General features: G+C 62.2%; 19 protein-coding genes. 13 read left to right on the forward strand and 6 right to left on the reverse strand.

The genetic code is table 11. The features are described 5' to 3' along the window. Positions 1–1,221 (forward strand): aminotransferase class I/II-fold pyridoxal phosphate-dependent enzyme, encoded by a 1,221-nt coding sequence (locus ACE3PR_RS19700; protein ID WP_374375585.1) that lies wholly within the window; start codon positions 1–3, stop codon positions 1,219–1,221. A gap of 63 nt (positions 1,222–1,284) precedes the next feature. On the opposite strand, the gene ACE3PR_RS19705 is transcribed toward ACE3PR_RS19700, so the two are convergent. From ACE3PR_RS19705 to ACE3PR_RS19720, 4 genes are read right to left on the reverse strand one after another with little or no spacing between them, the layout of a single operon-like run. Next, positions 1,285–1,857 (reverse strand): DinB family protein, encoded by a 573-nt coding sequence (locus tag ACE3PR_RS19705; RefSeq protein ID WP_374375587.1) that lies wholly within the window; start codon positions 1,855–1,857, stop codon positions 1,285–1,287. A 13-nt stretch (positions 1,858–1,870) separates the two neighbouring features. After that, positions 1,871–2,782 carry a hypothetical protein gene (locus tag ACE3PR_RS19710; RefSeq protein WP_374375590.1) on the reverse strand — a complete coding sequence of 304 codons (912 nt, stop codon included), beginning with the start codon at positions 2,780–2,782 and terminating at the stop codon, positions 1,871–1,873. Between the two features lie 33 nt (positions 2,783–2,815). Continuing rightward, complete coding sequence (locus ACE3PR_RS19715; RefSeq protein WP_374375592.1) at positions 2,816–3,796, reverse strand: diacylglycerol kinase family protein; 981 nt, start codon at positions 3,794–3,796, stop codon at positions 2,816–2,818. Further along, complete coding sequence (locus ACE3PR_RS19720; protein WP_374375595.1) at positions 3,775–4,887, reverse strand: CDP-alcohol phosphatidyltransferase family protein; 1,113 nt, start codon at positions 4,885–4,887, stop codon at positions 3,775–3,777. Before ACE3PR_RS19720 ends, ACE3PR_RS19715 begins: the two co-directional genes overlap by 22 nt. Here ACE3PR_RS19720 and ACE3PR_RS19725 point away from each other — a divergent pair. The 11 genes from ACE3PR_RS19725 (at position 4,886) to ACE3PR_RS19775 (ending at position 18,575) form a co-directional block, all read left to right on the forward strand. Beyond that, a complete protein-coding gene (locus ACE3PR_RS19725; RefSeq protein ID WP_374375597.1) occupies positions 4,886–6,055 on the forward strand; it encodes a metallophosphoesterase in 1,170 nt (389 codons plus the stop codon). The two genes, ACE3PR_RS19720 and ACE3PR_RS19725, sit on opposite strands and share 2 nt — an antisense overlap. A gap of 62 nt (positions 6,056–6,117) precedes the next feature. Continuing rightward, positions 6,118–7,323 carry an LPS export ABC transporter permease LptF gene (lptF, locus tag ACE3PR_RS19730; RefSeq protein ID WP_374375600.1) on the forward strand — a complete coding sequence of 402 codons (1,206 nt, stop codon included), beginning with the start codon at positions 6,118–6,120 and terminating at the stop codon, positions 7,321–7,323. Continuing rightward, positions 7,320–8,411 carry an LPS export ABC transporter permease LptG gene (lptG, locus tag ACE3PR_RS19735; RefSeq protein ID WP_374375602.1) on the forward strand — a complete coding sequence of 364 codons (1,092 nt, stop codon included), beginning with the start codon at positions 7,320–7,322 and terminating at the stop codon, positions 8,409–8,411. The genes lptF and lptG overlap by 4 nt, the downstream gene beginning before the upstream one ends. 4 nt (positions 8,412–8,415) lie before the next feature. Beyond that, on the forward strand, positions 8,416–9,630 hold the full coding sequence (locus ACE3PR_RS19740; RefSeq protein ID WP_374375604.1) for a CDP-alcohol phosphatidyltransferase family protein: 1,215 nt from the start codon (positions 8,416–8,418) through the stop codon (positions 9,628–9,630). 168 nt (positions 9,631–9,798) lie between these two features. Next, the gene (locus ACE3PR_RS19745) at positions 9,799–10,527 is read left to right on the forward strand and encodes a sterol desaturase family protein (protein ID WP_374375641.1); all 729 of its coding nucleotides are present in this window, start codon (positions 9,799–9,801) and stop codon (positions 10,525–10,527) included. 9 nt (positions 10,528–10,536) lie between these two features. Then, entirely contained in the window at positions 10,537–11,673 is a 1,137-nt protein-coding gene (locus tag ACE3PR_RS19750) for a dATP pyrophosphohydrolase (protein WP_374375607.1), read from the forward strand. A 7-nt stretch (positions 11,674–11,680) separates the two neighbouring features. Beyond that, positions 11,681–12,481, forward strand: a complete 801-nt coding sequence (locus ACE3PR_RS19755; protein WP_374375609.1) for a nucleotidyltransferase family protein — start codon at positions 11,681–11,683, stop codon at positions 12,479–12,481. Between the two features lie 117 nt (positions 12,482–12,598). Then, positions 12,599–13,909: an aspartate aminotransferase family protein gene (locus tag ACE3PR_RS19760; protein ID WP_374375612.1), complete on the forward strand. Its 1,311-nt coding sequence runs from the start codon at positions 12,599–12,601 to the stop codon at positions 13,907–13,909. Between the two features lie 34 nt (positions 13,910–13,943). Further along, entirely contained in the window at positions 13,944–16,856 is a 2,913-nt protein-coding gene (locus ACE3PR_RS19765) for a molybdopterin oxidoreductase family protein (RefSeq protein ID WP_374375614.1), read from the forward strand. After that, on the forward strand, positions 16,853–17,599 hold the full coding sequence (locus ACE3PR_RS19770; protein WP_374375616.1) for a 4Fe-4S dicluster domain-containing protein: 747 nt from the start codon (positions 16,853–16,855) through the stop codon (positions 17,597–17,599). The genes ACE3PR_RS19765 and ACE3PR_RS19770 overlap by 4 nt, the downstream gene beginning before the upstream one ends. Positions 17,600–17,606: 7 nt before the next feature. Then, positions 17,607–18,575 (forward strand): dimethyl sulfoxide reductase anchor subunit family protein, encoded by a 969-nt coding sequence (locus ACE3PR_RS19775; protein ID WP_374375619.1) that lies wholly within the window; start codon positions 17,607–17,609, stop codon positions 18,573–18,575. A gap of 148 nt (positions 18,576–18,723) precedes the next feature. On the opposite strand, the gene ACE3PR_RS19780 is transcribed toward ACE3PR_RS19775, so the two are convergent. After that, positions 18,724–20,109, reverse strand: a complete 1,386-nt coding sequence (locus ACE3PR_RS19780) for a PleD family two-component system response regulator (protein ID WP_374375621.1) — start codon at positions 20,107–20,109, stop codon at positions 18,724–18,726. An 18-nt stretch (positions 20,110–20,127) separates the two neighbouring features. Then, entirely contained in the window at positions 20,128–20,535 is a 408-nt protein-coding gene (locus tag ACE3PR_RS19785; protein ID WP_133614002.1) for a response regulator, read from the reverse strand. Between the two features lie 148 nt (positions 20,536–20,683). Here ACE3PR_RS19785 and ACE3PR_RS19790 point away from each other — a divergent pair, with 148 nt between their 5' ends. Beyond that, positions 20,684–21,958: a DNA polymerase IV gene (locus tag ACE3PR_RS19790; protein ID WP_374375624.1), complete on the forward strand. Its 1,275-nt coding sequence runs from the start codon at positions 20,684–20,686 to the stop codon at positions 21,956–21,958. Positions 21,959–21,965 lie beyond the last annotated feature (7 nt).

Genomic DNA, 21,965 nt, shown 5'->3' on the forward strand with positions numbered 1-21,965 from the left:
ATGGGGTTGCTGGATCGCTTCAAGGCGCAGCGCGAGCTGCATGCCCAGGTGAAGACCTGCGGTGCGGATCCGTTCGGCGTGAAGATGGACAAGATCCTCTCCGCCACCGAGGCCCAGATCGAAGGCCGCCCGACCATCCTGTGCGGTTCGAACAATTATCTCGGCTTTACCTTCGATGCCGATTGCATCGAAGCCGCGAAGCAGACCTTGGATGAATGCGGCACCGGCACGACCGGCTCGCGCATCGCCAATGGCTCCTACCACGATCACAAGGCGCTGGAGCAGGATCTCGCCGATTTCTACGGCATGAAACATTGCATGGTGTTCACCACCGGCTATCAGGCCAATCTCGGCGCCATCTCGACCCTCGCCGGCCCTAACGATTTCCTGATCATCGACGCCGACAGCCATGCCAGCATCTACGATGCCTGCAAGCTGGGTTCGGCGACCGTGATCCGCTTCAAGCACAATGACCCCGCCGATCTCGACCGCCGCCTCGCGCGCCTCGCCGATGAACCGGGCAACAAGATCGTCGTGGTCGAAGGCATCTATTCGATGTTGGGCGATCATGCGCCGCTGAAGGAATTCGTCGCCGTCACCAAGAAGCACGGCGCCTATATCCTGGTCGACGAGGCCCATTCGATGGGCGTCATGGGCAAGACCGGCCAGGGCGTCGTCGAGCATGACGGCGTTCTCGATCAGGTGGATTTCATCACCGGCACTTTCTCGAAGAGCATGGGTGCCATCGGCGGCTTCCTCGTTTCCAATATCGAGGATTTCGACATCCTGCGCGTCGCCTGCCGGCCCTATATGTTCACAGCCTCGCTGCCGCCCGCGACCGTCGCCTCGGTGCGGAAGTCGCTGGCGAAGCTGCGGGCCAATCCGGGTCTGATGCGCAAGCTGTGGGAAAACGTCGACACGCTCTATGACGGCGCCCGCGCCGCCGGCTTCACCGTCGGCCAGCAGAAGGGCCCCGTGGTCGCCATTCATATCAACGATCCGGCCTTGGCCGCTCGCGCCTGGCGTGCGTTGTTGCTGAACGGCGTTTACGTCAATCTGGCGCTGCCGCCGGCGACGCCGTCAGGCACAGCCCTGCTCCGTTGCTCGGTTTCGGCCGCTCACTCAACCGAGCAATTGCAGCGCGTGGTCGCGACCCTGGCTTCGGTCGGACGCGAGCTCGGTATCCTTGCCAACCCGGCCCATGCCGTGGCGGCCGAATAAGTTTAAAGCCGAAGACCTGTCTATCGGGCCGGTGCCAAAAGCACCGGCCCATTTGTTTGGCGGCTACTTCGTCGAGAGACCGCGCCAGATCGCGTCGTCCTCCCAGCCGAGCTCTTCGAATTCCGCCGTCCGGAAACGGGAATCGCTCGCCATGAAGAACTCGTCGAGCTGCGGTGGCTTCACACCCGTCCCGGCCAGCATCGCATGCGCCTGCCCGCGGTGATGCACCTGATGTTCGAAAAGGTGCAGCAACGTACGGTCGACCCGCTCGACCTGCACATGCGAGTCCCGATTCATGCGCGCCTCGGATTCGAGCTTGCCCGCATCGAGTGTCTGACAGAAATCGATGAGACGCTGATCAACCGCCGCCTGCGCCAGCTTGAGGTCGCCGCAATAAGGATAGGGAATCTCGTTCGCCCAGGCCTTCGGCCCCAGCGAGCCGCCCTCCAGTGCGTCGACATAGAACCAGTCGACCACCAGGATATGGTTCAGCGTCGCCTGGATCGACGGGAAGAAGCTGGTGCGCGTGGCGGCGAATTCCTCGGCGGTCAGTTGCTGGCAGGCATTGAGAAGGCGCAGATTCGCCCAGGCATTGTTCTGGGCCATGGCGACAAAATAGCGGGCGGCTTCGGCCATCTTTCCCTCGCTGCTAGCGGAACGCACCAAGACGATAGAGTTTCCACGCCAGGCCCGGGGCTGCCAAGAGGGGATGGCGGCGCTGCCAATCGCTCACTGGCAGGACGACACCGGAATGGCGCCGCACCTTCCACATCACATAATCGACCGCCCCGTCGAAGGTGAAGGCCGCCTTGACCAGACGCAGGTAATTGAGTGTCTTGCCGATCCAGCGGCGTCTTTGCCAGACATTGCCGGATGGCAGGCCGCTCGCGCGGATTTCCGGGGCGATCATGCGGGCCACCTGCTGGTAGCGCACTTTATCGGCGGCAACGATCGACAGCGCGCGGTCGCCGGATTCCGATCGCAATTCGGCGGCATAGGTTTCGCGAAAGCCGCGCTCCCAGACCGCAAGCGTGTCGATACTCTGCGGGGCGCGCGTGCCGGGCTCCGCCGGCCAGGCATGCCACAGCATCGTCCGGCAGGCCTCGGCCAGCGCCGCAGCCATCGCCCGCCGCGTGACGTTGCCATTGACCCAGACCAGCCGCGCCGGCTGGCAGAAACGCGCCCAGATCGAAACATTCCGCGCCTTGCGTGAACATCCGGCCGCGAACTGGCTGAGCGACATCACCGCGTATTTGGCACGCAATTGCCCACCCTGCCAGGGCATCTCGACATAGAAGACGTTGGGTGGCAGCAGGGCGTTCGCCCAGGCCATCAACCGGCTGTCATAGGCCGCGCGATAATCGTCGACGATGACATAAAAATCGAGCAGGGCATCGGCCAGCGCCTGATCCGATTGCCGCAGGCAGGAGCCATAAAACAACACCGCGATCGCGGCACCGCCGTGACGCGCCCGGCAATATTCCGCCATCGCCAGCGCCGCCGGTGCGACGGGCTGCGCCAATTCTCCGGCAATCAATGTGGCGACCGCATCCGCTGCCATCTGCCCCGCTATCCCCGTCCGCGCCTGAAAGGCCTAATACCGATGGAACCTTACTACAGGTCCGGCGGTCACCACGATGCGCCCGTGCGCCGGTGGCTCGAATCTTTCGCCGTCGATCGTCACCGGCGAATGCATCTCCAGTTCCAGCCGCTCCATGCGGCGGCTGAGATAGCCGGCCTCGGCCATCCACGGCCGCGGCTTTCCGCGCAACACGTTGATGGCAGCTCGGGCAAACCGCTTCGGCGGTGAATCGATCGTCGTCAGTTGCAGCCGCCCGTCGCCCTCGCCCCAGAACGGCGAAACTCCGGGCAGCAATTCGTCCAGGGTCGAAGCCAGAAACATGAGGCATTGACGCGTCTCGCGACGACCGTCCAGGGTCAGGCTGATTTCTTCGCCATGGAAGCCCGATCGTGGGCCGGGCCCGAACATCATGATCTTCAGGATCGACCAGGCGATGCCGAGCTTCGCCGCAAAAGTCTGTTTCGCCCCAAGGGAATGGATGTCACGCCGGACGAGTTGGGTGCCCTGATAGAATCCCACGCCACCAAATAGGAAACCGCGCTCGATGGGGCGGCCGTCGCCAAAATCGACCGAGAGTACAGGCCGCTCGATGATCTGGCCGGTTTCGCCTGCTTCCGCGCGGAAGACCAGGCGCCTCAATCCCGTCGCCGGCAGCCCCGGCTGACCGACCAGATGTGCAATGACATTCGTCATGCCCGCGGAAAGCAGGCTGAGGCAAGGCGGTTGCTTGAACGGCGAATCGTTGATCAGGGCGGAGACTGTCGCCAGCACGGTCCCGTCGCCGCCGCTGATGACAAGATGTGTGATCTCGGCATCTGCCATGGCCTTGAGACAAGCCGGCAATTCGCTGATGTGATTGAAGCTGCGGTGGAGGACCTGCGGGTGCTCTTTCAGCAACGCATGGATCTCGCGCATCGAGAGCTTGTTGCGCTTGCTGTGTGCGTTGCTGATGACGCCGATGCGGACCGCCATCACGCGCGTTCCATCAGCCATGATGACGGCTTGCGACCCTGTGCCTTTGCCAGAAAGGCCTGAGCGATGCGCAGGCAATGAAAGACGAAGCTGATGATCGTCCACCAGGCCACGATCTCAAAGCCGGTATCCGGCGCTCCGAGCACAACGGCAACGCTGAGGATGATGAGGTTGGGATTGCGCCGCGCGGTGATGAGCCGGAAGGCGGAATCGAGCTTGCGCCAGATATGCATCTCGATGCCGAATTGCCACATGAACAATCCTTCCTGGCCGCGACCCAGGATGTAGCCGGCGATGATGACCCAGAAAATCCAGGGCTCCACCGCTGCGGCGCCACCCAGCCCCGCATACCAGGCCCAATACCAGAAAGGCGGATGGACCAAGTCGGTGCCGTGATCGAAGACATTGCCCCATTTGGTGGAGGTCAGGGTCACCCGTGCCAGTTTCCCATCGACCGTGTCGAGGAAGCACATCGCCCAGGCAGCGACGAGACCCGGCCCGAATTGGCCGATCGCAAACAGCCAGGTCGCCAGCAGCACGCAGATGAAACTAACCAGCGTCACCATATTGGGCGAAATACCGGCCCGCGCACAGAAGCGCGTCACCAGCAAGGCCGGTTCCGGCCAGACATATTTGGTCACCAGATCGGTGACGCCCTTATACGATTCAAGATACATGCGCCGTTCGATCTCGGCTGCCGGATAGGCATCGAGCGGGTAGAGATACGGCGCTCCCTTCCGCCGCAGGGCCTTGTCATAGGTGCTGGCAAGGGCCGCGGGATCAGCGAGAGTCATGGTGGTGGGCGTCAGCGCCGCATCGCCCGCAGCCAGGGCCGCTTGCGCCGCCAGCATCTCGGCCGCGTCGCGGGCATGGGCGGCGAAAGGCCGGCCCAGGGCATCGGTCAGGATCTTCCCCGGCTGGGCCAGCAGCGCGCGTACCAGGTTTTCATGGAAGACGGCATCGGCGCGGAAGACCAGGCCGGCATCTTCCGCATCGTCGCCGGCACGGACCAGCGCACGCTCCAGCCGCTGGCGCGGCGTCAGCCCCCAGATGGTGGTCGTCGAGTCATTTAAAAAGATCGGACCAGACCAACTATCTGATTGATTTATCATGTGTTTTTTTATAAATCCGAAGAGAAGTTCGGCCTTGTTAAACCCGAATCCCGGCGCCGTCCACCCAAATCGGCAGGAAATCCCGGCCCTGCGGGCGAGAAGCTTGACCAGCCGGGCGGATCGGACCAGAAAGGCCCGACATGAAAGGCTTAATGGCGTGACGAGCTTTACCCTGGCGCATCTCAGCGACCCTCATCTCGGCCCCTTGCCACACGCTGGCTGGGCTGCGCTGATGAACAAGCGCCTGTCAGGATTTTTATCCTGGACCCGCAATCGGGTGAAGATTCATCGGCCGGAAGTTCTGGCCCTTTTGCGCGAGGACCTGAAACGACAAGCCCATGATCATGTCGCGATCACCGGCGATTTGGTGAATATCTCGTTGCCGGCGGAATTCGCGAACGCCGCATCCTGGCTGCAATCGATTGCGCCACCGGAACGGGCGACCGTCATTCCTGGCAATCACGACGCCTACGTCAATTTGCCGTGGCACCAAGGTGCCGGACTTTGGGGTCCCTACATGCGTGGCGCCAGAGCCCCAGGGACCGCGGAAACCCTGCCGGCAGATGCCTCCGACTTCCCTTTCACCCGCCGGTGCGGATCTGTCGCCTTGATCGGCACATCGACCGCCCTGCCCATGCCGCTTTTCATTGCCGCGGGCCGGTTGGGTGAGGCCCAATGCGCAAGGCTCGCCGCGCAACTTCGGCAAGCGGGCGAAGAAGGCCTCTTTCGCGTCGTCCTCATCCATCATCCGCCTTTCGGGGGTGGCGCCTACAAGCGCAAATCATTGCTCGACGCGCAGGAATTCCAGGCGGTGATCGCGGCGCATGGCGCGGAATTGATTCTCCACGGCCACACCCATGTGTCGGGCCTCGCCCGCCTTGCAACACCGAACGGCGCGGCCCCGGTGATCGGCGTTCCGTCCGCCTCGGCAATTGCCGCCGGACATAAGGACGCCTCCCGCTATCACCTCTATCGGATCGAGCGGCACGAAAATTCCTGGTCGCTTGAGGTCGAAATCCGCGGCCTGACGGAAAAGCGCGATGGATTTGAGCGCCAAGGCAGTATGGCGCTCGCGATTCCGCTGCTATCATCACAAGCCGTGACGTCGACGAAAGAGGCTTCACCGCAGACGGCGCCGCTGGGGATGGCGGCCGGTGCCGTTATTTGAGATCAGTTGACTGGAAGCTATATGACCCGCGCCGTCCGACGGCTTGAGGCAAGTATCCGCCCATGACGTTTCTCCGCATCGACCTCTACATCCTGAAGCGCGTATCGCTGCCCCTTCTGGGCGCGGTCGGCGTCGCCATGGCTGCCTTGCTGCTGGAACGGCTGATCCGCCTGCTCGACCTCTTTGCCAATCGCGGCGGGCCGATCAACATCATCTTCAAAATGCTCGCCAATCTGGTGCCGCATTACCTGGGCATCGCATTGCCGGCAGCACTCTTTGTAGGCGTGCTGTTCGCCAGCATGCGCCTGTCGCAGGACAGCGAACTCGACGCCATGCGCGCCAGTGGCATTTCGCTGCGGCGCCTGATGATGCCGATCATGAGCCTGACCATCATTCTCGTTATCGTCAGCGGCTATGTGATCGGGTATCTGCAGCCGCATACGCGCTGGGCCTATCGCGCCCTGGTCCACCTCGTGGTCGAGACGGCCTGGGATTCGGCCATCGAACGTGGTGCCTTCTTCAGCGGCTTCGGCGGCAAGACCATTCTGATCGGCGATATTTCCGACGGCGGCAAGCAATTGTCGCAGGTCTTCGTCAAGGAAGTCGACGAGCAAGGGCGGGATCTGGTGATCACCGCGGAAACCGGGCAATTGACGCGCAACGGTCTCACCTTGGTTCTCACCCTGCGCAACGGCATGCGGCTGGAAACCTCGCCTGGAACAGATCAGGCCCAGGCCGTCGCGTTTGAAGAGCTGGACCTGCCGATGGAATCGGTCGCCGCGGAGCCTTTCCGCAGCCGGGGCGAAAAGGAAAGTGAGCTCGACTTTACCGAATTGCTGGCCGCGCATTTCAGCGGGGCACCGGGTCTTCACCCCGAAGACATCATGGCCGAGGTCAACAGCCGCTTGATCCGCACGCTCTCAATGCTGTTTCTGCCGCTGCTCGCGATGCCGATCGGCATTTCGTCACGACGGGCGTCCAAAGGGGTCAGGATCACCGTCGGCATCCTGTTCCTGGTGGGCTACTTCCAATTGCTGCAATTCGGGCGCGATGCCGTCGGCAGTGACTTGGCCGGACCCTTCCTGGTGCTTTGGGTTCCCTTCATGCTCTTTGCCGGCAGCACGACTTGGCTGTTCTATCTCGCGAATTCGCGCCCCGGAGCAGACCCTCTTGCGCATGTACTCGAAGCACTGAACGATGCCATTGCCTGGACAATTGCGCGAGCGCGCCGGCTGACGCCGCAACGCCGGTCGGAGATCGCGGAATGAACACCTTCAGCCGCTACATCCTGCGCAGCTTCCTGATGCAGTTCCTGCTGTTCCTGATCGGCTTCACGGCCATGCTGCAATTGTTCGATCTCCTCAACAATAGCGCCGACATCCTCACGGATCATGGCGGCCGGCTCAGCGCGGTGTTCGAATACGCCGCTTTGCGCCTGCCCGACATCGCGTCCTTCCTGGTTCCGTTCGTCGTGCTCATGAGCACGCTCACGACCTTGGGACGCATGGAGCGCGCCAACGAGATCATGGCCTACAAAGCCGCCGGCGCCCCCTATTTCTCGCTGCTCTGGGCATTCCTGCCGGCGGTGGGCATCGTCGCGGTGCTGCATTTCATTCTGGCCGACCAAATCGTGCCGCGCAGCACACAGGCGCTGGTGGCCTGGGAGATGGAGGCGGAACGTGCCCAGTCGCCCAACATGGCCAAGGATGAATCGCTGTTCGTGCAGGACGGCAGCAGCGTGGTCGAAGCGGGTGCCATCTCCCACGAAGGCAATCACCTCAGCCATGTGCGGATCTATGAACGCGATGCCGGCGGCAATGTCGCGCGCGAGATTTTCGCCGAAGACGTCCGCTACGATGTGCCCACCGAAAAATGGACTATGTCGGATGTGCGGATAACGACGGTCGTCAAGAATGAGCCGGCGCGCACCGATTATATCGCGACGCAGCCTTGGGAGACGCGGCTGACACCGGCGGAATTTTCCGATCTGGTCGAGCGCCCCCAGGCAATGACCTTTCTGAAGCTGCGCGGTTTCGTGACCTCGACCCAGGTTGGCGTGCGGCCCACTTATTTCTACGAGACCTGGCTGCAAAAGCGCATCGCCCTGCCGGTAAGCTCGATTCTGATGATCCTGCTGGCTGCCCCCGTCGCTCATTCTCTGCAGCGCCGCGAGCGTGGCCTGGCCATGGGCATGACCATCGGTTTCGGCCTCGGCTTTCTCTATTTTCTGACCGATGGCCTGGTGCTCGCTCTGGGCGAGTCCGGCGCCATCCCGCCCTTCCTCGCGGCCTGGCTGCCGGTCCTGCTCTTTGCGGCGATTGGTGGTGCGTGGTTGATCCGGCAAGAAGGCTATTAGCGATATGAAATTGTGGATCGACGCCGCGCGCATCAGCGCAGAGCGCGTCTTCGGCATGACCATGCTCGAACGGCACATCAAGGCCGCGCGGCATCAGAAGCTCATGCTCACCGAAGTGATCGTCGATATCGGCCTCGCGGCTGCCGAGCCGGCCTGTCCGGAAGAACCGCGCCTGGGCTGCCCCATTCGCATCGTGCGTGGTGAGGGCAGTGTCGCCGACCGTCTCGGCCGTGCCCTAGCCGACGGCGAGGCCTTGATCGCAACCGATGCGGCAACGCTCGCTGATGCGCGCCTCTATCGCTTTCTTGCGGAACGTACCGGGAGTTGCGCCGCGCGCGAGAACCGCGCCGTCATCGCGCGTATCGAGCCCGATGACGCAGCGCGATTGCTGGCGGCACCGACACTGGACGCAGCCATATCGCACTTGCCGGAAGTCCGGCAGGAAGACTTCCCCTCCTTCGTCGTCAAATTGCGCCGCGCCCTGCCCTATTACCTCTTCGCGGTGACGAACGACGCCGAGCGGCGCAGCGTCGAGCGGTTCCTGTTCTGGTCGAACTACAAGGGCTCGACCGATTTCTTCACCAAATATGTCTACCCCCCGCTGGTCTGGGCCATGGTACCGCCTTTGGCGCGCTTGCGCGTGCATCCCAACACGGTGACGATCATCAGCATCGTTCTCACCTTGCTGGCGGTACCCCTTGCCGCCGCCGGGGAGTTCTGGTGGAGCTTTGCCTGCGCCTACGGCATGAGCGTGCTCGATTCCGTCGACGGCAAGCTCGCCCGGCTCACCTTCACCGATTCCGCCATCGGCAATGTGCTGGATCATGGGCTCGACATCGTACACCCGCCCTTCTGGTATTTCGGCTGGGCCGCCGGTCTTCTCGGCGGCTGGACGCTGGTGGGTTGGAGCGAGCCGCTCTGGCAGGCCGCCTGGATCATGCTGGCGCTTTATATTCTGGACCGCCTGATCCTGGCCATCTACCGGGCCAAGTTTAAGCGCGGCCTGCACACCCACGCGCCGATCGACGCCTTGGTGCGCACGTTTATTTCCCGGCGCAACATCAATCTGCCTTTTTTCACAGTGGCTTATGCGGCGGGCTATGCGATCGAGGCATTTTATCTCATCGTCGCCTGGCAGGCGGCCACCTGTGCCTATCATGGCCTGCGGACCTTCTGGATCCTGGCGATCGAGCGCAAACCCGCATCGGCCCGCGACTAAGTTACGCTGGTAGTCGGATAGAACCAGGGATTGCTTGCTCTAATTCCTTGATCCAACTAGATTACTGCCACCCAATCATTGGCTTTCACGATAGGCAGCGAGTCGCCCGCAATGATCCGTTTTGGCTTTTGGAAAGACCGGACCCACAATCTCTCCCGTATGGGGATGATGGATTTGGTGCGTGCTTTCGCGACCTATCCCTCGGTCCATGCCTATGTCGGCCTTGCTGCCGTCAGCCTGGTTCTGGCCGCTCATTGGTTCACCGCTTGGCTGCCGCTGGTGATCGCGACCGGCCTTACCGTCGTGGTTTATCCCTTCGTCTGGTACGTGCTCCATCGCTGGGTCCTGCACAGCCAGTTCCTGTACAAATCGCCGCTCACGGCCAAGGTCTGGAAGCGCATCCATTTCGATCATCACCAGGACCCGCATAACCTGGTCGTCCTGTTCGGCGCGCTTTATACGACGCTGCCGACGATCGCCCTCGTCACCATGCCGATCGGTTACCTGGTGGGCGGCCTCTCCGGTGCCGCCACGGCTTTTGCCGCCGGCCTCCTCACCACCTGCTTCTACGAATTCTGTCACTGCGTGCAGCACCTCAATACCAGCCCGAAGACACGATTCATGAAGCGCTTGAAGCAGCTTCACATGTGGCATCACTTCCACAATGAGCAGGGCAATTTCGGTATCACCAACTTCCTTTGGGATCGCCTCGGCAAGACCTATTATCCGAAGGCGAACATGGTTCCGAAATCGCCGACCGTGTTCAACATCGGCTATACGGAAGAGATGGCGCAGCGCTATCCTTGGGTGGCACAGCTCTCCAACAACACGCGCGGCGACGGCAATCCACGCCGCTTCCGCATGAATGCCGACGCGACCAACGGTTCGGCGGAATAACCGATCCAAATGTCAAAAATCGAAGTCGTTCCTGTCGCCGGCCGCGAGCGGCTGAAGCAGTTCATTGCTCTCCCCAAGCATCTCTATCGCGGCCACAAGGGCTATGTGGCGCCGCTCGATATCGAGCGCGCGGAAGTGCTCTCGCCCAAGAAAAACCCCTATTTCACCCACGCCGAGGCGCAGCTCTTCCTGGCACTCCGCGACGGCAAACCGGTCGGCCGCATCTCGGCCCAGGTCTGCCGGCTGGAACAGGAACGACGCCCGGGGACGGGGCATTTCGGTTGGCTGGATGCGATCGACGATCCGGCTGTCTATGCCGCTCTGCTGGCCACCGCCGAGGATTGGCTGCGGACGCGTGGCATGACACGCATGGTGGGACCGTTCAGTTTCTCCAGCAATGAAGAAACCGGCCTGCTGGTAGACGGCTTCGACAGCCTGCCGATGCTGATGATGCCCTATCACGCGGCATATGCCGGCAAGCATGTCACAACGGCAGGCCTGGCAAAGGCCAAGGACGTACTCGCCTACGACATCGACGAAACCACCTACAAGCCAATGGGCTCGTCGCGCATGCTCGAGAAATGGCAGGCTGACGGCACTGTGCGCCTGCGCGGTCTCGACATGAAGAACTACACCCGGGATCTCAGGATCATCCTCGACATCTTCAACGATGCCTGGAGCGAGAATTGGGGCATGATCCCCTTTACCGAAGCTGAGATCGCCGCTGCTGCCGCTTCAATGAAGCCGCTGATCGACCCCGATCTCGTCGTCATCGCCGAGGTAAAGGGCGCACCCGCCGGCATGCTGGTCTGCCTCCCCAATCTGCTGGAGGCGATCCGCGATTTCGACGGCTCGCTCTTGCCCTTCAATCTCTTCAAGCTGATCTGGCGGTTGAAGCGCAAGACGCTGAAGACCGCCCGCATTCCCCTGGCTGGCATCCGCAAGGCGCATCACAGTTCGGTTCTGGGAGCCGCGCTCCTGCCGCTGATGTTCGATCGGGTCAAGGGACCGTTCCTCAAGCGCGGCTTACAGCGCGTGGAACTCTCCTGGATTCTCGAAGACAACATGCCGATGCGGCGCGTCATTGAAGGCATCGGCGGCAAAGCCTACAAGACCTATCGACTCTACGAAAAAAACCTCGGCTGAGGCCGCGATGGACACGTCCTTCAATGCCCTGATCCTGGCCGGCAACCGCCGCGAAGGTGATTCCGTGGCGGCGATGGCCGGTGTCAGTCACAAGGCACTGGCGCCCATCAACGGCATCCCCATGCTGCTGCGGCTCTATCGCACGATCAGTGCCTGCCCGGGCATTGCCGCGATCCATGTCTGCATCGACGACGCGGCGCTCCTGGACGCGGTGCCGGAACTAGCGCGGGCGCGCGACAGCGGCGCCCTCAAGATCGTGCCCCCCGCCGAGAGTCCCGCAGCCAGTCTCGCCTTGGCGCTGGAGCGCATCGGCCTCGATCTTCCCTTGCTCACCACGACGGCGGATCACCCGCTGCTCACCATCGACATGATGCAGCATCTTCGGCGCCACGCCCCGGCGGATGCGGATCTCGTCGTGGGGCTGGCCGATGCCGGCATCGTCCGCGCGGCCTATCCCGGCGCCATCCGCACCTTCTATCGCTTCAAGCAGCAACAGGTGAGCGGCTGCAACCTCTTCCTGGCACAACGGCCACACGCGCGCGACGTCGCCCTTTATTGGCGGCGTATGGAGAAGCACCGCAAGAAGCCCTGGCGCCTGGTCTGGGAGATCGGACCGCTCGCTTTGCTGCGTGTCGCACTTGGCCGCCTCGGCCTCGACGACGCCTTCGCCCACATCTCGCGCCTGACCGGTGCGCGCATCCGGCCGGTGCTGCTGCCCTTCGCCGAGGCACCGATCGATGTCGACAAGCCGTCGGATTTCACGCTGGTGAGCGAGATCCTGCGCAAGCGGGAATCCGCGCCGCGATAAGGGCTTCCTGGCCCCCCGAATTCCATGCGCCTGCCCCCTTGGCTTAGCTGTGGATAAAAGCCTAGATTGTCGCAAATGGCTCTGTGGAATGGAGCCAGCCTGATTCGGGAGCGCTCCATGCAATACGCAGCCAATACCCTCGAAAACCACTGGATGCCCTTCACCTCGAACCGCGATTTCAAGGCGGAGCCGCGGCTGATGGTGAAGGCCAAGGGCATGCATTACTGGAACCACAAGGGCGAGAAGCTGATCGACGCCTCGTCTGGTCTGTTCTGCTGTGCTGCCGGTCACGGCCGCCCCGAAATCACCGAAGCCGTCTATGCCTCGATGCAGGAAATCGACTACACGCCGCATTTCCAGGTCGGACATCCCTCTTCCTTCGAACTTGCCCGCAAGGTCGCGAAGATCACGCCGGCCGATCTCGATTACGTGTTCTTCTGCAATTCCGGTTCGGAAGCGGTCGAGACCGCGATCAAAATCGCCCTCGCCTATCATGTCGCCAAAGGCGAAGGCCAGCGCACCCGGTTCGTCAGCCGCGAGCGCGCCTATCACGGCGTCAATATCGGCGGCGTCTCACTCTCGGGCATGGTTCGCAACCGCGAGACCTTCGGCGCGGTGATGCCGGGTGTCGCTCATATGCGCCATACCTGGAGCCCGGATGCGCGTTTCACCCGCGGCCAGCCTGAGAACGGCGCCGATCTCGCCGACGATCTGCAGCGTTTCGTCGATCTCTACGGCCCGAAATCCATCGCCGCCTGCTTCGTGGAACCGATCGCCGGTTCGACCGGCGTCCTCATTCCACCCAAGGGCTATCTCGAGCGCCTGCGCACGATCTGCGACAAGCATGGCATCCTGCTGATATTCGATGAGGTCATCTGCGGTTTCGGCCGCACCGGCAAGGCCTTCGCCGCGCAGAGCTTCGGTGTCACCCCGGACATCATCACCATGGCCAAGGCCCTCACCAACGGCGCCCTGCCGATGGGTGCGGTCGCCGTGAGCGAGAAGATCTACCACACCGTCACCAGTTCCGCCCTTGATGGCGCCGTCGAGTTCTTCCACGGCTACACCTATTCGGCGCATCCCGCCGCCTGCGCCGCCGGGATCGCGACGCTCGACGTCTACGAGAAGGAAGGTCTGTTCGACCGGGCCGCGGAAATGTCGCCCTATTTCCTCGATCGCATGTACGATCTCAAGGACATCAAGGCTGTGACCGACATTCGTGGCTACGGCATGCTCTGCGGCATCGACCTTGCGCCGGCGGCAAGGCCGGGCCTCAGGGGCTTCGAGGTCACCAAGAAACTCTTCGCCCGCGGTCTCCACATCAAATTCACCGGCGATGCCGGCATCTGTGCTCCCGCCCTCGTCGCCACCAAGGCCGATATCGACGAGATCTACCGCATCTTCAAAGAGGTCTTCAGCGAGTATTGATGTCCCGGGTATCAGCCAGGCCGATCTTCATTCGATGACCCAGCGCCGCTTCATCGCGGAATCCGTCACTGCGCCGGCCGACAAGGCCGGCGAGCAGGTGATCGATTACTCCGTTCCCGCCGATGACGAGGTCAAGACGACGACCTGCTACATGTGCGCCTGCCGCTGCGGCATCAAGGTGCACATGAAAGACGGCAAGATCCGCTACATCGAAGGCAATCGCGACCACCCGGTCAATCGTGGCGTGCTCTGCGCCAAGGGTTCGGCCGGGATCATGACGCAATATTCCCCGGCCCGCCTCACCAAGCCCTTGAAGCGAGTGGGCGAGCGCGGCGAAGGCGAATTTGTCGAGATCGAATGGGACGAAGCGCTCAAGATCGTCTCCGATCGCCTCGCCAAAATTCGCGCGACCGACCCCAAACGCCTTGCCTTCTTCACCGGCCGCGATCAGAGCCAAGCGCTGACCGGCTGGTGGGCGTCACGCTTCGGTACGCCGAACTTTGCCGCCCATGGCGGCTTCTGTTCGGTCAACATGGCGGCTGCCGGTCTCTATTCCCTAGGCGGCGCCTTCTGGGAATTCGGCGAACCCGACTGGGAGCACACCAAGTACTTCCTGATGTTCGGCGTGGCCGAGGATCACGACAGCAATCCGATCAAGATCGGCCTCGGCCATCTGAAGGGCCGGCCGGCGGACAATCGCGCCAAGTTCGTCTCGGTCAATCCGATCCGCACCGGCTATTCGGCGATCGCTGATGAATGGCTTGGCATCAAGCCTGGAACCGACGGCCTCTTCGTCCTGTCGCTTATCCACGAATTGCTGCGCACCGACCGCATCGATCTCGATTTCCTGGTGCGTTACACCAACGCTCCCTGGCTGCTGATCAATGCTCCGGATACGGAAGAGCACGGCCTCGTCTATCGCAACCAGGAAGGCGATCCGCTCTGCCTCGACCGGGACAGCAGCAATTTCGTCGATGCCCTGCAGCCCGGCATCCGGCCGCACATCATCGGCCCCGTCACCCTGCCTGACGGACGCCAAGCGCGCAGCGTCTTCGATCTGCTCGCCAATCGTTATCTCAGCGACGATTACGCGCCGGAAAAAGTTGCGCCGCAAATTGGCATTCCGGCGGAAACGATCCGCCGCATCGCCGACGAGTTGGCGGATGTCGCCTTCAAACAGACGATCGAGATCAAGACGCCCTGGACCGATTGGGCCGGGCGCCGGCACGAGAGTTTCATCGGCCGACCGGTCTCGATGCATGCGATGCGTGGTGTATCGGCCCATTCCAACGGCTTCCAGACCTGCCGTGCCATTCACATCCTGCAGATGATGCTGGGCAGCGTCGATTGCCCCGGCGGCTGGCGCTATAAGCCGCCCTTCCCGAAGACTCCGGGCTCCGGCCCGACGCCCTCGCCGATGGTCGGCCCCAACCAGCCTCTGGCCGGCATGCCTTTGGGCTTCCCGCAAGGCCCAAACGATCTGCTGGTGGACGCCCTGGGGCGGCCGCTCCGCATCGACAAGGCCTATTCCTGGGAAGCGCCGCTCGCCCTCCATGGCCTGATGCATATGGTCATCCATAATGCCTGGAAGGGCGATCCCTATCCCATCGACACCTTGTTCCTCTATATGGCAAACATGGCGTGGAACTCGTCGATGAACACCAAGGGCACGATGGAGATGCTGCGGGACAAGGATCCCGCGACCGGCGAATACCGCATCCCCTTCGTGATCTACAGCGACGCCTATTATTCCGAGATGGTGTCCTTCGCCGATATTATCCTGCCGGATACCACCTATCTTGAGCGCTGGGATTGCATCTCGCTGCTCGACCGCCCGATCAGCCATGCCGACGCGGCAGGCGATGCCATCCGCCAGCCGGTGATCAAGCCAGACCGCGACGTGCGCGCCTTCCAGGACGTGCTGCTCGATCTCGGCGCGCGGCTGAAGCTTCCGGGCATGGTCGCAGAGGATGGCAGCGCGCTCTATCCCGGCGGTCTCCACGATTACATCCTCAAACACGAGCGCAAGCCCGGCATCGGCATGCTGAGCGGCTTCCGCGGGCCGGATGGCACGGATGTCGGCCGCGGCAAGCCCAACCCGGATCAGATCAAGCGCTATATCGAGAACGGTTGCTTCTTCCAGGCCCATATCCCGGAGAACGGGCGGTTCTATCGCTATGGGAACAAGGACTATCTCACCTGGGCGACGGCACGCGGCCTGATCGACAGTCCCGATACCATGGTGCTGCAGCTCTATTGCGAACCGATGCGCAAGTTCCAGTTGGCCGCCGAGGGTTTCGGACCCAAGCAGCCGCCCAACGAAGCAGACGCCGCGCGGATCCGCGCCTTCGCCGATCCCCTGCCGATCTGGTATCCGCCCTTTGGCGAAGCGGAGACCGAGGACGGCTTCCCGCTTCACGCCCTGACCCAGCGGCCGATGCATATGTATCATTCCTGGGGCACGCATAACGTCTGGCTGCGACAATTGCAGGCGCGCAATCCACTCTTCGTCCATCACAAGACGGCTGCCGAACTCGACCTCGCCGATGGCGATTGGGTCTGGATCGAAAGCGCTCATGGCAAGGTGAAGGCCGAGGTGAAGCTGATGGACGGGGTCCATGAAGGCACGGTCTGGACCTGGAACGCGATCGGCAAGCGCAAGGGCGCCTGGAACCTGGTCGCCGAGGCACCCGAGGCCAAGAGTGGCTTCCTGCTCAATCACGTCATCAGCGAATTGCTGCCGCCACGCGAAGATGGCTATCGTTACACCAATTCCGATCCGGTCACCGGCCAGGCGGCGTGGTTCGACCTCAAGATCCGGCTGCGGAAGTGTGCACCTGATGAAGCCCGTGCTACGGAACCCAGCTTTGCGCCGCAAAAGCCGCGCGGCAAGGAGCCGGAGCGCACCCTGCGCTATGGCCAGGGCATGAACAAGGTGCCGTCATGACCTCCCTTCCCGCGCAACCGGCTGCGCGCCGCCTCGGACTGGTCATCGATCTCGACATCTGCGTCGGATGCCATGCCTGCGCGGTCAATTGCAAGGAATGGAATGCCGGCGGCCATATGGCGCCGCTCACCGATTTCGACGCCTTCGGCGAGAAGCCAAGCGGCGTCTGGTTCAACCGCATCCACACCTTCGAGGCCGGCGAAGGCTCGCAAGGCCGCACGGTGCATTTCCCGAAATCCTGCCTGCATTGCGCCGAGCCGGATTGCGTCACCGTCTGCCCGACCGGTGCCTCGTTCAAGCGCGCCGCCGATGGCATCGTGCTCGTGAACGAGGATATGTGCATCGGCTGCAAGCTCTGCTCCTGGGCCTGTCCTTACGGTGCGCGCGAGTTCGACGAAGATGTCGGCGTCATGAAGAAATGCACGCTCTGTGTCGACCGCATCTATAACGAGACGCTCGCGGTCGAAGAGCGCGTGCCGGCCTGTGTGTCCACCTGCCCGGTGGGCGCCCGGCATTTCGGCGATCTCGGCGATCCCCATTCCGACGTCTCGCAATTGGTGGCCGAGCGTGAAGGCTACGATCTGATGCCGGAAATGGGTTACAAGCCGACCAATAAGTATTTGCCGCCGCGCCCCCGCCAGAATGGCAGCGGCTGCGCCACGGCCACCGCCAAGGCCGAGGCACCGATCGATCTCGGCTCGCACCCTTTCCTGCGCTGGGTCGACCGGCTGCTGACACGCTGAGACCGGCATGCATCCAGCTTATTCCGTCATCTTCTTTACCTCGGCTTCAGGCGCCGGTTACGGCCTATTGGCACTGATGGGAATCCTGGGCGCTTGCGGCCTGCTGCCAGCCGAGCGCTGGTTCGGCTTGACCGGGTTTCTGGTGGCACTCATCGCCGTCACCGCTGGCCTCCTTTCCTCGACCTATCACCTGGGACGCCCGGAGCGCGCCTGGCGCGCCTTCTCGCAATGGCGCTCCTCCTGGCTCTCGCGCGAAGGCGTGCTCGCCGTTTTCACCTATCTGCCGGCCGGCATCACCGCGCTTGGCTGGGTGATCTTCGAGGAGATCTGGATCGTGCCAGCGCTGATCCTCGCGGCTTCCGCCATCGCCACGATCATGACCACGTCGATGATCTATGCCAGCCTCAAGACGGTTCGGCGTTGGCGCAATGGTTGGACGCTGCCAAGCTATCTTGCAATGGGGTTTGCAAGCGGCGCCATCTGGCTCAGTCTGCTGATGGCAATCTTTGAGGTCGACGTTCAATCTCCCGACGATGTCCGGTGGATCCACCTGGTTGCGTGGATCCCTCTCGCGATCGCCTTCATCATCAAGAGGTGTTACTGGCGGTTCATTGATCGCGAGACCGGCGTTGCGACTGCCGGCAGTGCGACCGGCCTCGATCGCTTTGGCAAAGTACGGCTCCTAACGGCACCACACACCGAAGAGAATTATTTGCTCAATGAGATGGGCTATCGCATCGCCCGGAAGCATGCGCTGCGGTTGCGCATGTGGGCCCACAATCTCGCCTTCGCAGCACCAATCGTATTGATGGCCTTTTATCCGATTCTTAAGGGGTCATCCCTCGATGGATGGGGCATTGTTCTGTTCGTCCTCGCCGCCCTCGCCAACGCCGCCGGTACCGTGACCGAACGCTGGCTGTTCTTCGCCGAGGCGCGGCATACGGTGACGCTCTATTACGGGGCCGAGAGGGCGTAAGGACGCAGACCTGTTCCTTATTGTCATGGTCCGCGAAGGCGGACCATCCACGAGTTTGTCGGCAATTGAAGAAAGCAACTCGTGGATCCCCCGCCTTCGCGGGGGATGACGATTGAGATACGGTAGTCAGCAGAAAGGCTAAAGCCGCTTACAGCATCGCGCTGGGATCTACCATCACCCGGTTGCGGCCGCTTTGTTTGGCGCGGTAGAGGGCGGCATCGGCGATCTTCAGAAGCTCTTCGCCTGACATCACGCGGCTGGTGGCAGCAAGCCCGATCGAGACCGTGACCGTGATCTCGCCGTTGGGCGCGCCATCCACCTTCATCGGTGTATCGGCGACGCGCTTGCACAGGCGTTCCGCGACCTTGAGGGCCGCCTGGCCGTCGGTATCGGGCAGCAGGCAGACGAATTCCTCGCCGCCGGTCCGCGCCACCATGTCGAAATTGCGCATCGAGGCCGTGGCGCGCTGGGCGAATTGCTTCAGCACCTCGTCACCGGCGGCATGGCCATAGGTATCGTTGACGTTCTTGAAATTGTCGAGATCGCAGACCAGGACACTCAGAGCCTTTCCGGAATCCTTCACGCGGTCCATCAGGCCTTCCATATGCCGCATGGCATAACGCCGGTTATAGAGACCGGTAAGTGAATCCGTGAGTGCCAGGGACAGGCTGCGTTCGTAATTGGCCCGCAGCCGGTCCTGATAGCGCCGACGCCGGATTTGGATACGCACCCGCGCCAGCAATTCATTGGGATCGATCGGCTTCATCAGATAATCGCTGGCGCCGATATCGAGACCCTTGATCAGGCGCGGCATGTCGAATTCCTCGACGATGAGGAGGATCGGCGTCTGCCGGGTCTCCTCATGCGAACGAAGATGCGAACAGAGGCGCAGGCCGTCTTCGCCGCCCACCTGGATATTGGTGATGATGAGGTCGAAGTGATTGCTGGCCGCGAGTTCCTGAGCGGTCGCCAGATTGTCGCAGACCTCGACCGTGTCGCCGTCCTTGGACAGCACCTGAACCACGCGCTGCGCGGCCGGTGCGAAACCTTCGACCAACAGCACCGAGGCATTGCGATCTTCATTCAAGTCAGGTTCGGTCGCGGCCGCCAGCAGATCGAACTGGCCGGAGGTCTGCTCGCGCATCCGCCATTCGTCCATGATCATCTTGAGACGGACCAGGGAGCGCACGCGGGCGAACAGCGCCAGATCATTGACCGGCTTGGTGAGGAAATCGTCGGCCCCCGCCTCAAGGCCACGCACGCGATCGCTCGGGTCGGAGAGCGCCGTCACCATGACCACGGGCAGGAAATGCGTCCGCGGGTTGGCGCGGATGCGCGCGCACACCTCGAATCCATCCATCTCCGGCATCATGACGTCGAGGAGGACGATGTCGGGAATCTGCTTGTCGATAAGCGCCAGCGCTTCCTTGCCGCTGGACGCACTGACCACTTCGAAATACTCAGCCGCGAGCTTCGCTTCGAGCAGACGAACGTTGGCCGGAATATCGTCGACGACCAGGATGCGCGCTGACATTAGCTCTCACTGCATCCGTTACTGCAGGAAACGATCGACGGTCTCCAGAAACTGGACCACGGAAATCGGCTTCGCAATATAAGCCTCGCAGCCACCCTCGCGGATCTTCTCCTCATCGCCCTTCATGGCAAAGGCCGTCACGGCGATGATCGGAATCGACCGCAGGTTGTCGTCTTCCTTGATCCATTTGGTGACTTCGAGCCCGGAAACCTCCGGCAGCTGGATATCCATCAGGATGAGATCCGGTTTGTGCTGGCGGGCGAGCTTCAAGGCGTCCATGCCGTCCTTGGTCTGCAGGATGTTATAGCCCTGAGCCTGGATGAGGTCGTGAAAAAGCTTCATGTTCAATTCGTTGTCCTCGACGATCAGGATCGTCTTGGATGCCGCTTTTTTCCGCTTCTCTTCAGGCGAAAGCTGTTCTGCCATAACCCCTCCTGCCGGTCCCCGAGGCTCGCGCCCGAGACCCTTCGGCCCCAATCCCGCCGATTTATCAATGCCATAATAGTAAACCCGGCGAAAATTCCAACGCGATTCTGTTTGATGTTAATATTTAACCAAAGGCGACGGAGTTCCCATGTCCGGCTTTTGCCGCGAATGCGAGGCAGTCATCGAAATGACGGCCGGCGTCCCGCCGGAACGGTGCCCGCATTGCCGCGCGCCGCGCCTGCTCATACATGCGGAATTGCACGAATTAAGCATAGGACACGTGGATTGCGACGCTTTCTACGCGGCGGTCGAAAAGCGTGATCGGCCCGAGCTGCGCGACCGTCCCCTGATCATCGGCGGTGGCCATCGTGGCGTCGTTTCAACCTGCTGCTACATCGCCCGATTGTCCGGCGTGCGCTCGGCCATGCCCATGTTCAAGGCCCGCAAGCTCTGCCCGGAGGCGGTCATCCTGCCGCCGGACATGGGCAAGTACCGCCGAGTCGGGCAGGAAATACGGCAATTGATGGGGGAATTGACGCCCCTGATCGAGCCGATCTCGATCGACGAGGCTTTCCTGGACCTGACCGGCACCAATGCCCTGCATCGTATGAGCCCGGCGCAGACGCTCAATCGGCTTACCCGGCGCATCGAGCGCGAGATCGGCGTCACCGTCTCGGTCGGGCTCAGCCACAATAAATTCCTCGCCAAGCTGGCTTCCGACCTCGACAAGCCGCGCGGCTTTTCGATCATCGGCCGGGCGGAAACGCTTACCTTCCTGGCCGAACGATCGGTCGGACAGATCTGGGGCATCGGCAAGGTTTCGCGCGAACAGCTCGCCAAGGATGGCATCGTCACCATGGGCCAGGTGCAGCAGATGCCGCTCGACTACCTGACCCAGCGCTATGGCCAGATGGGCAGTCATATCTGGCACCTCGCCCGCGGGCTGGATCAGCGCCGAGTCGAGCCTGACAGCGCTGCCAAGAGCATCTCCGCCGAGACGACCTTCGACATCGACATCGCCGATGCCGATATTCTCACACAGGAACTCTGGCCGCTCTGCGAAAAGGTGGCCGAGCGGCTGAAAGCAGCGGACCTCGCAGGTCAGGTGGTTCATATCAAACTGAAGACCGCCGGCTTCCGGCTCATCACCCGCCAGGCCCGGCTCAATGCGCCGACACAACTGGCCGAAACCCTTTACCGGACCGGGCAGGCGCTGCTGCGGAAGGAGGCGACGGGGGATTGGTTTCGCCTGATTGGCATCGGCGTCGATGGTTTGCACGATGCGGAAGATGCCGATCCCATCGACCTTGCGGACCCGGATGCCGATCGCCGCCGCCGTGTCGAGGAAGCGATGGATTCCGTGCGAGCCAAGCTGGGGCACGATGCGATCGTCAAAGGCCGCAGCCTCAAAACAACCAAGTAGTCCTGCG

Origin of the sequence: Dongia sp. (assembly GCF_041909655.1) — a bacterium.
In the GTDB taxonomy this organism is placed as follows: domain Bacteria; phylum Pseudomonadota; class Alphaproteobacteria; order Dongiales; family Dongiaceae; genus Dongia.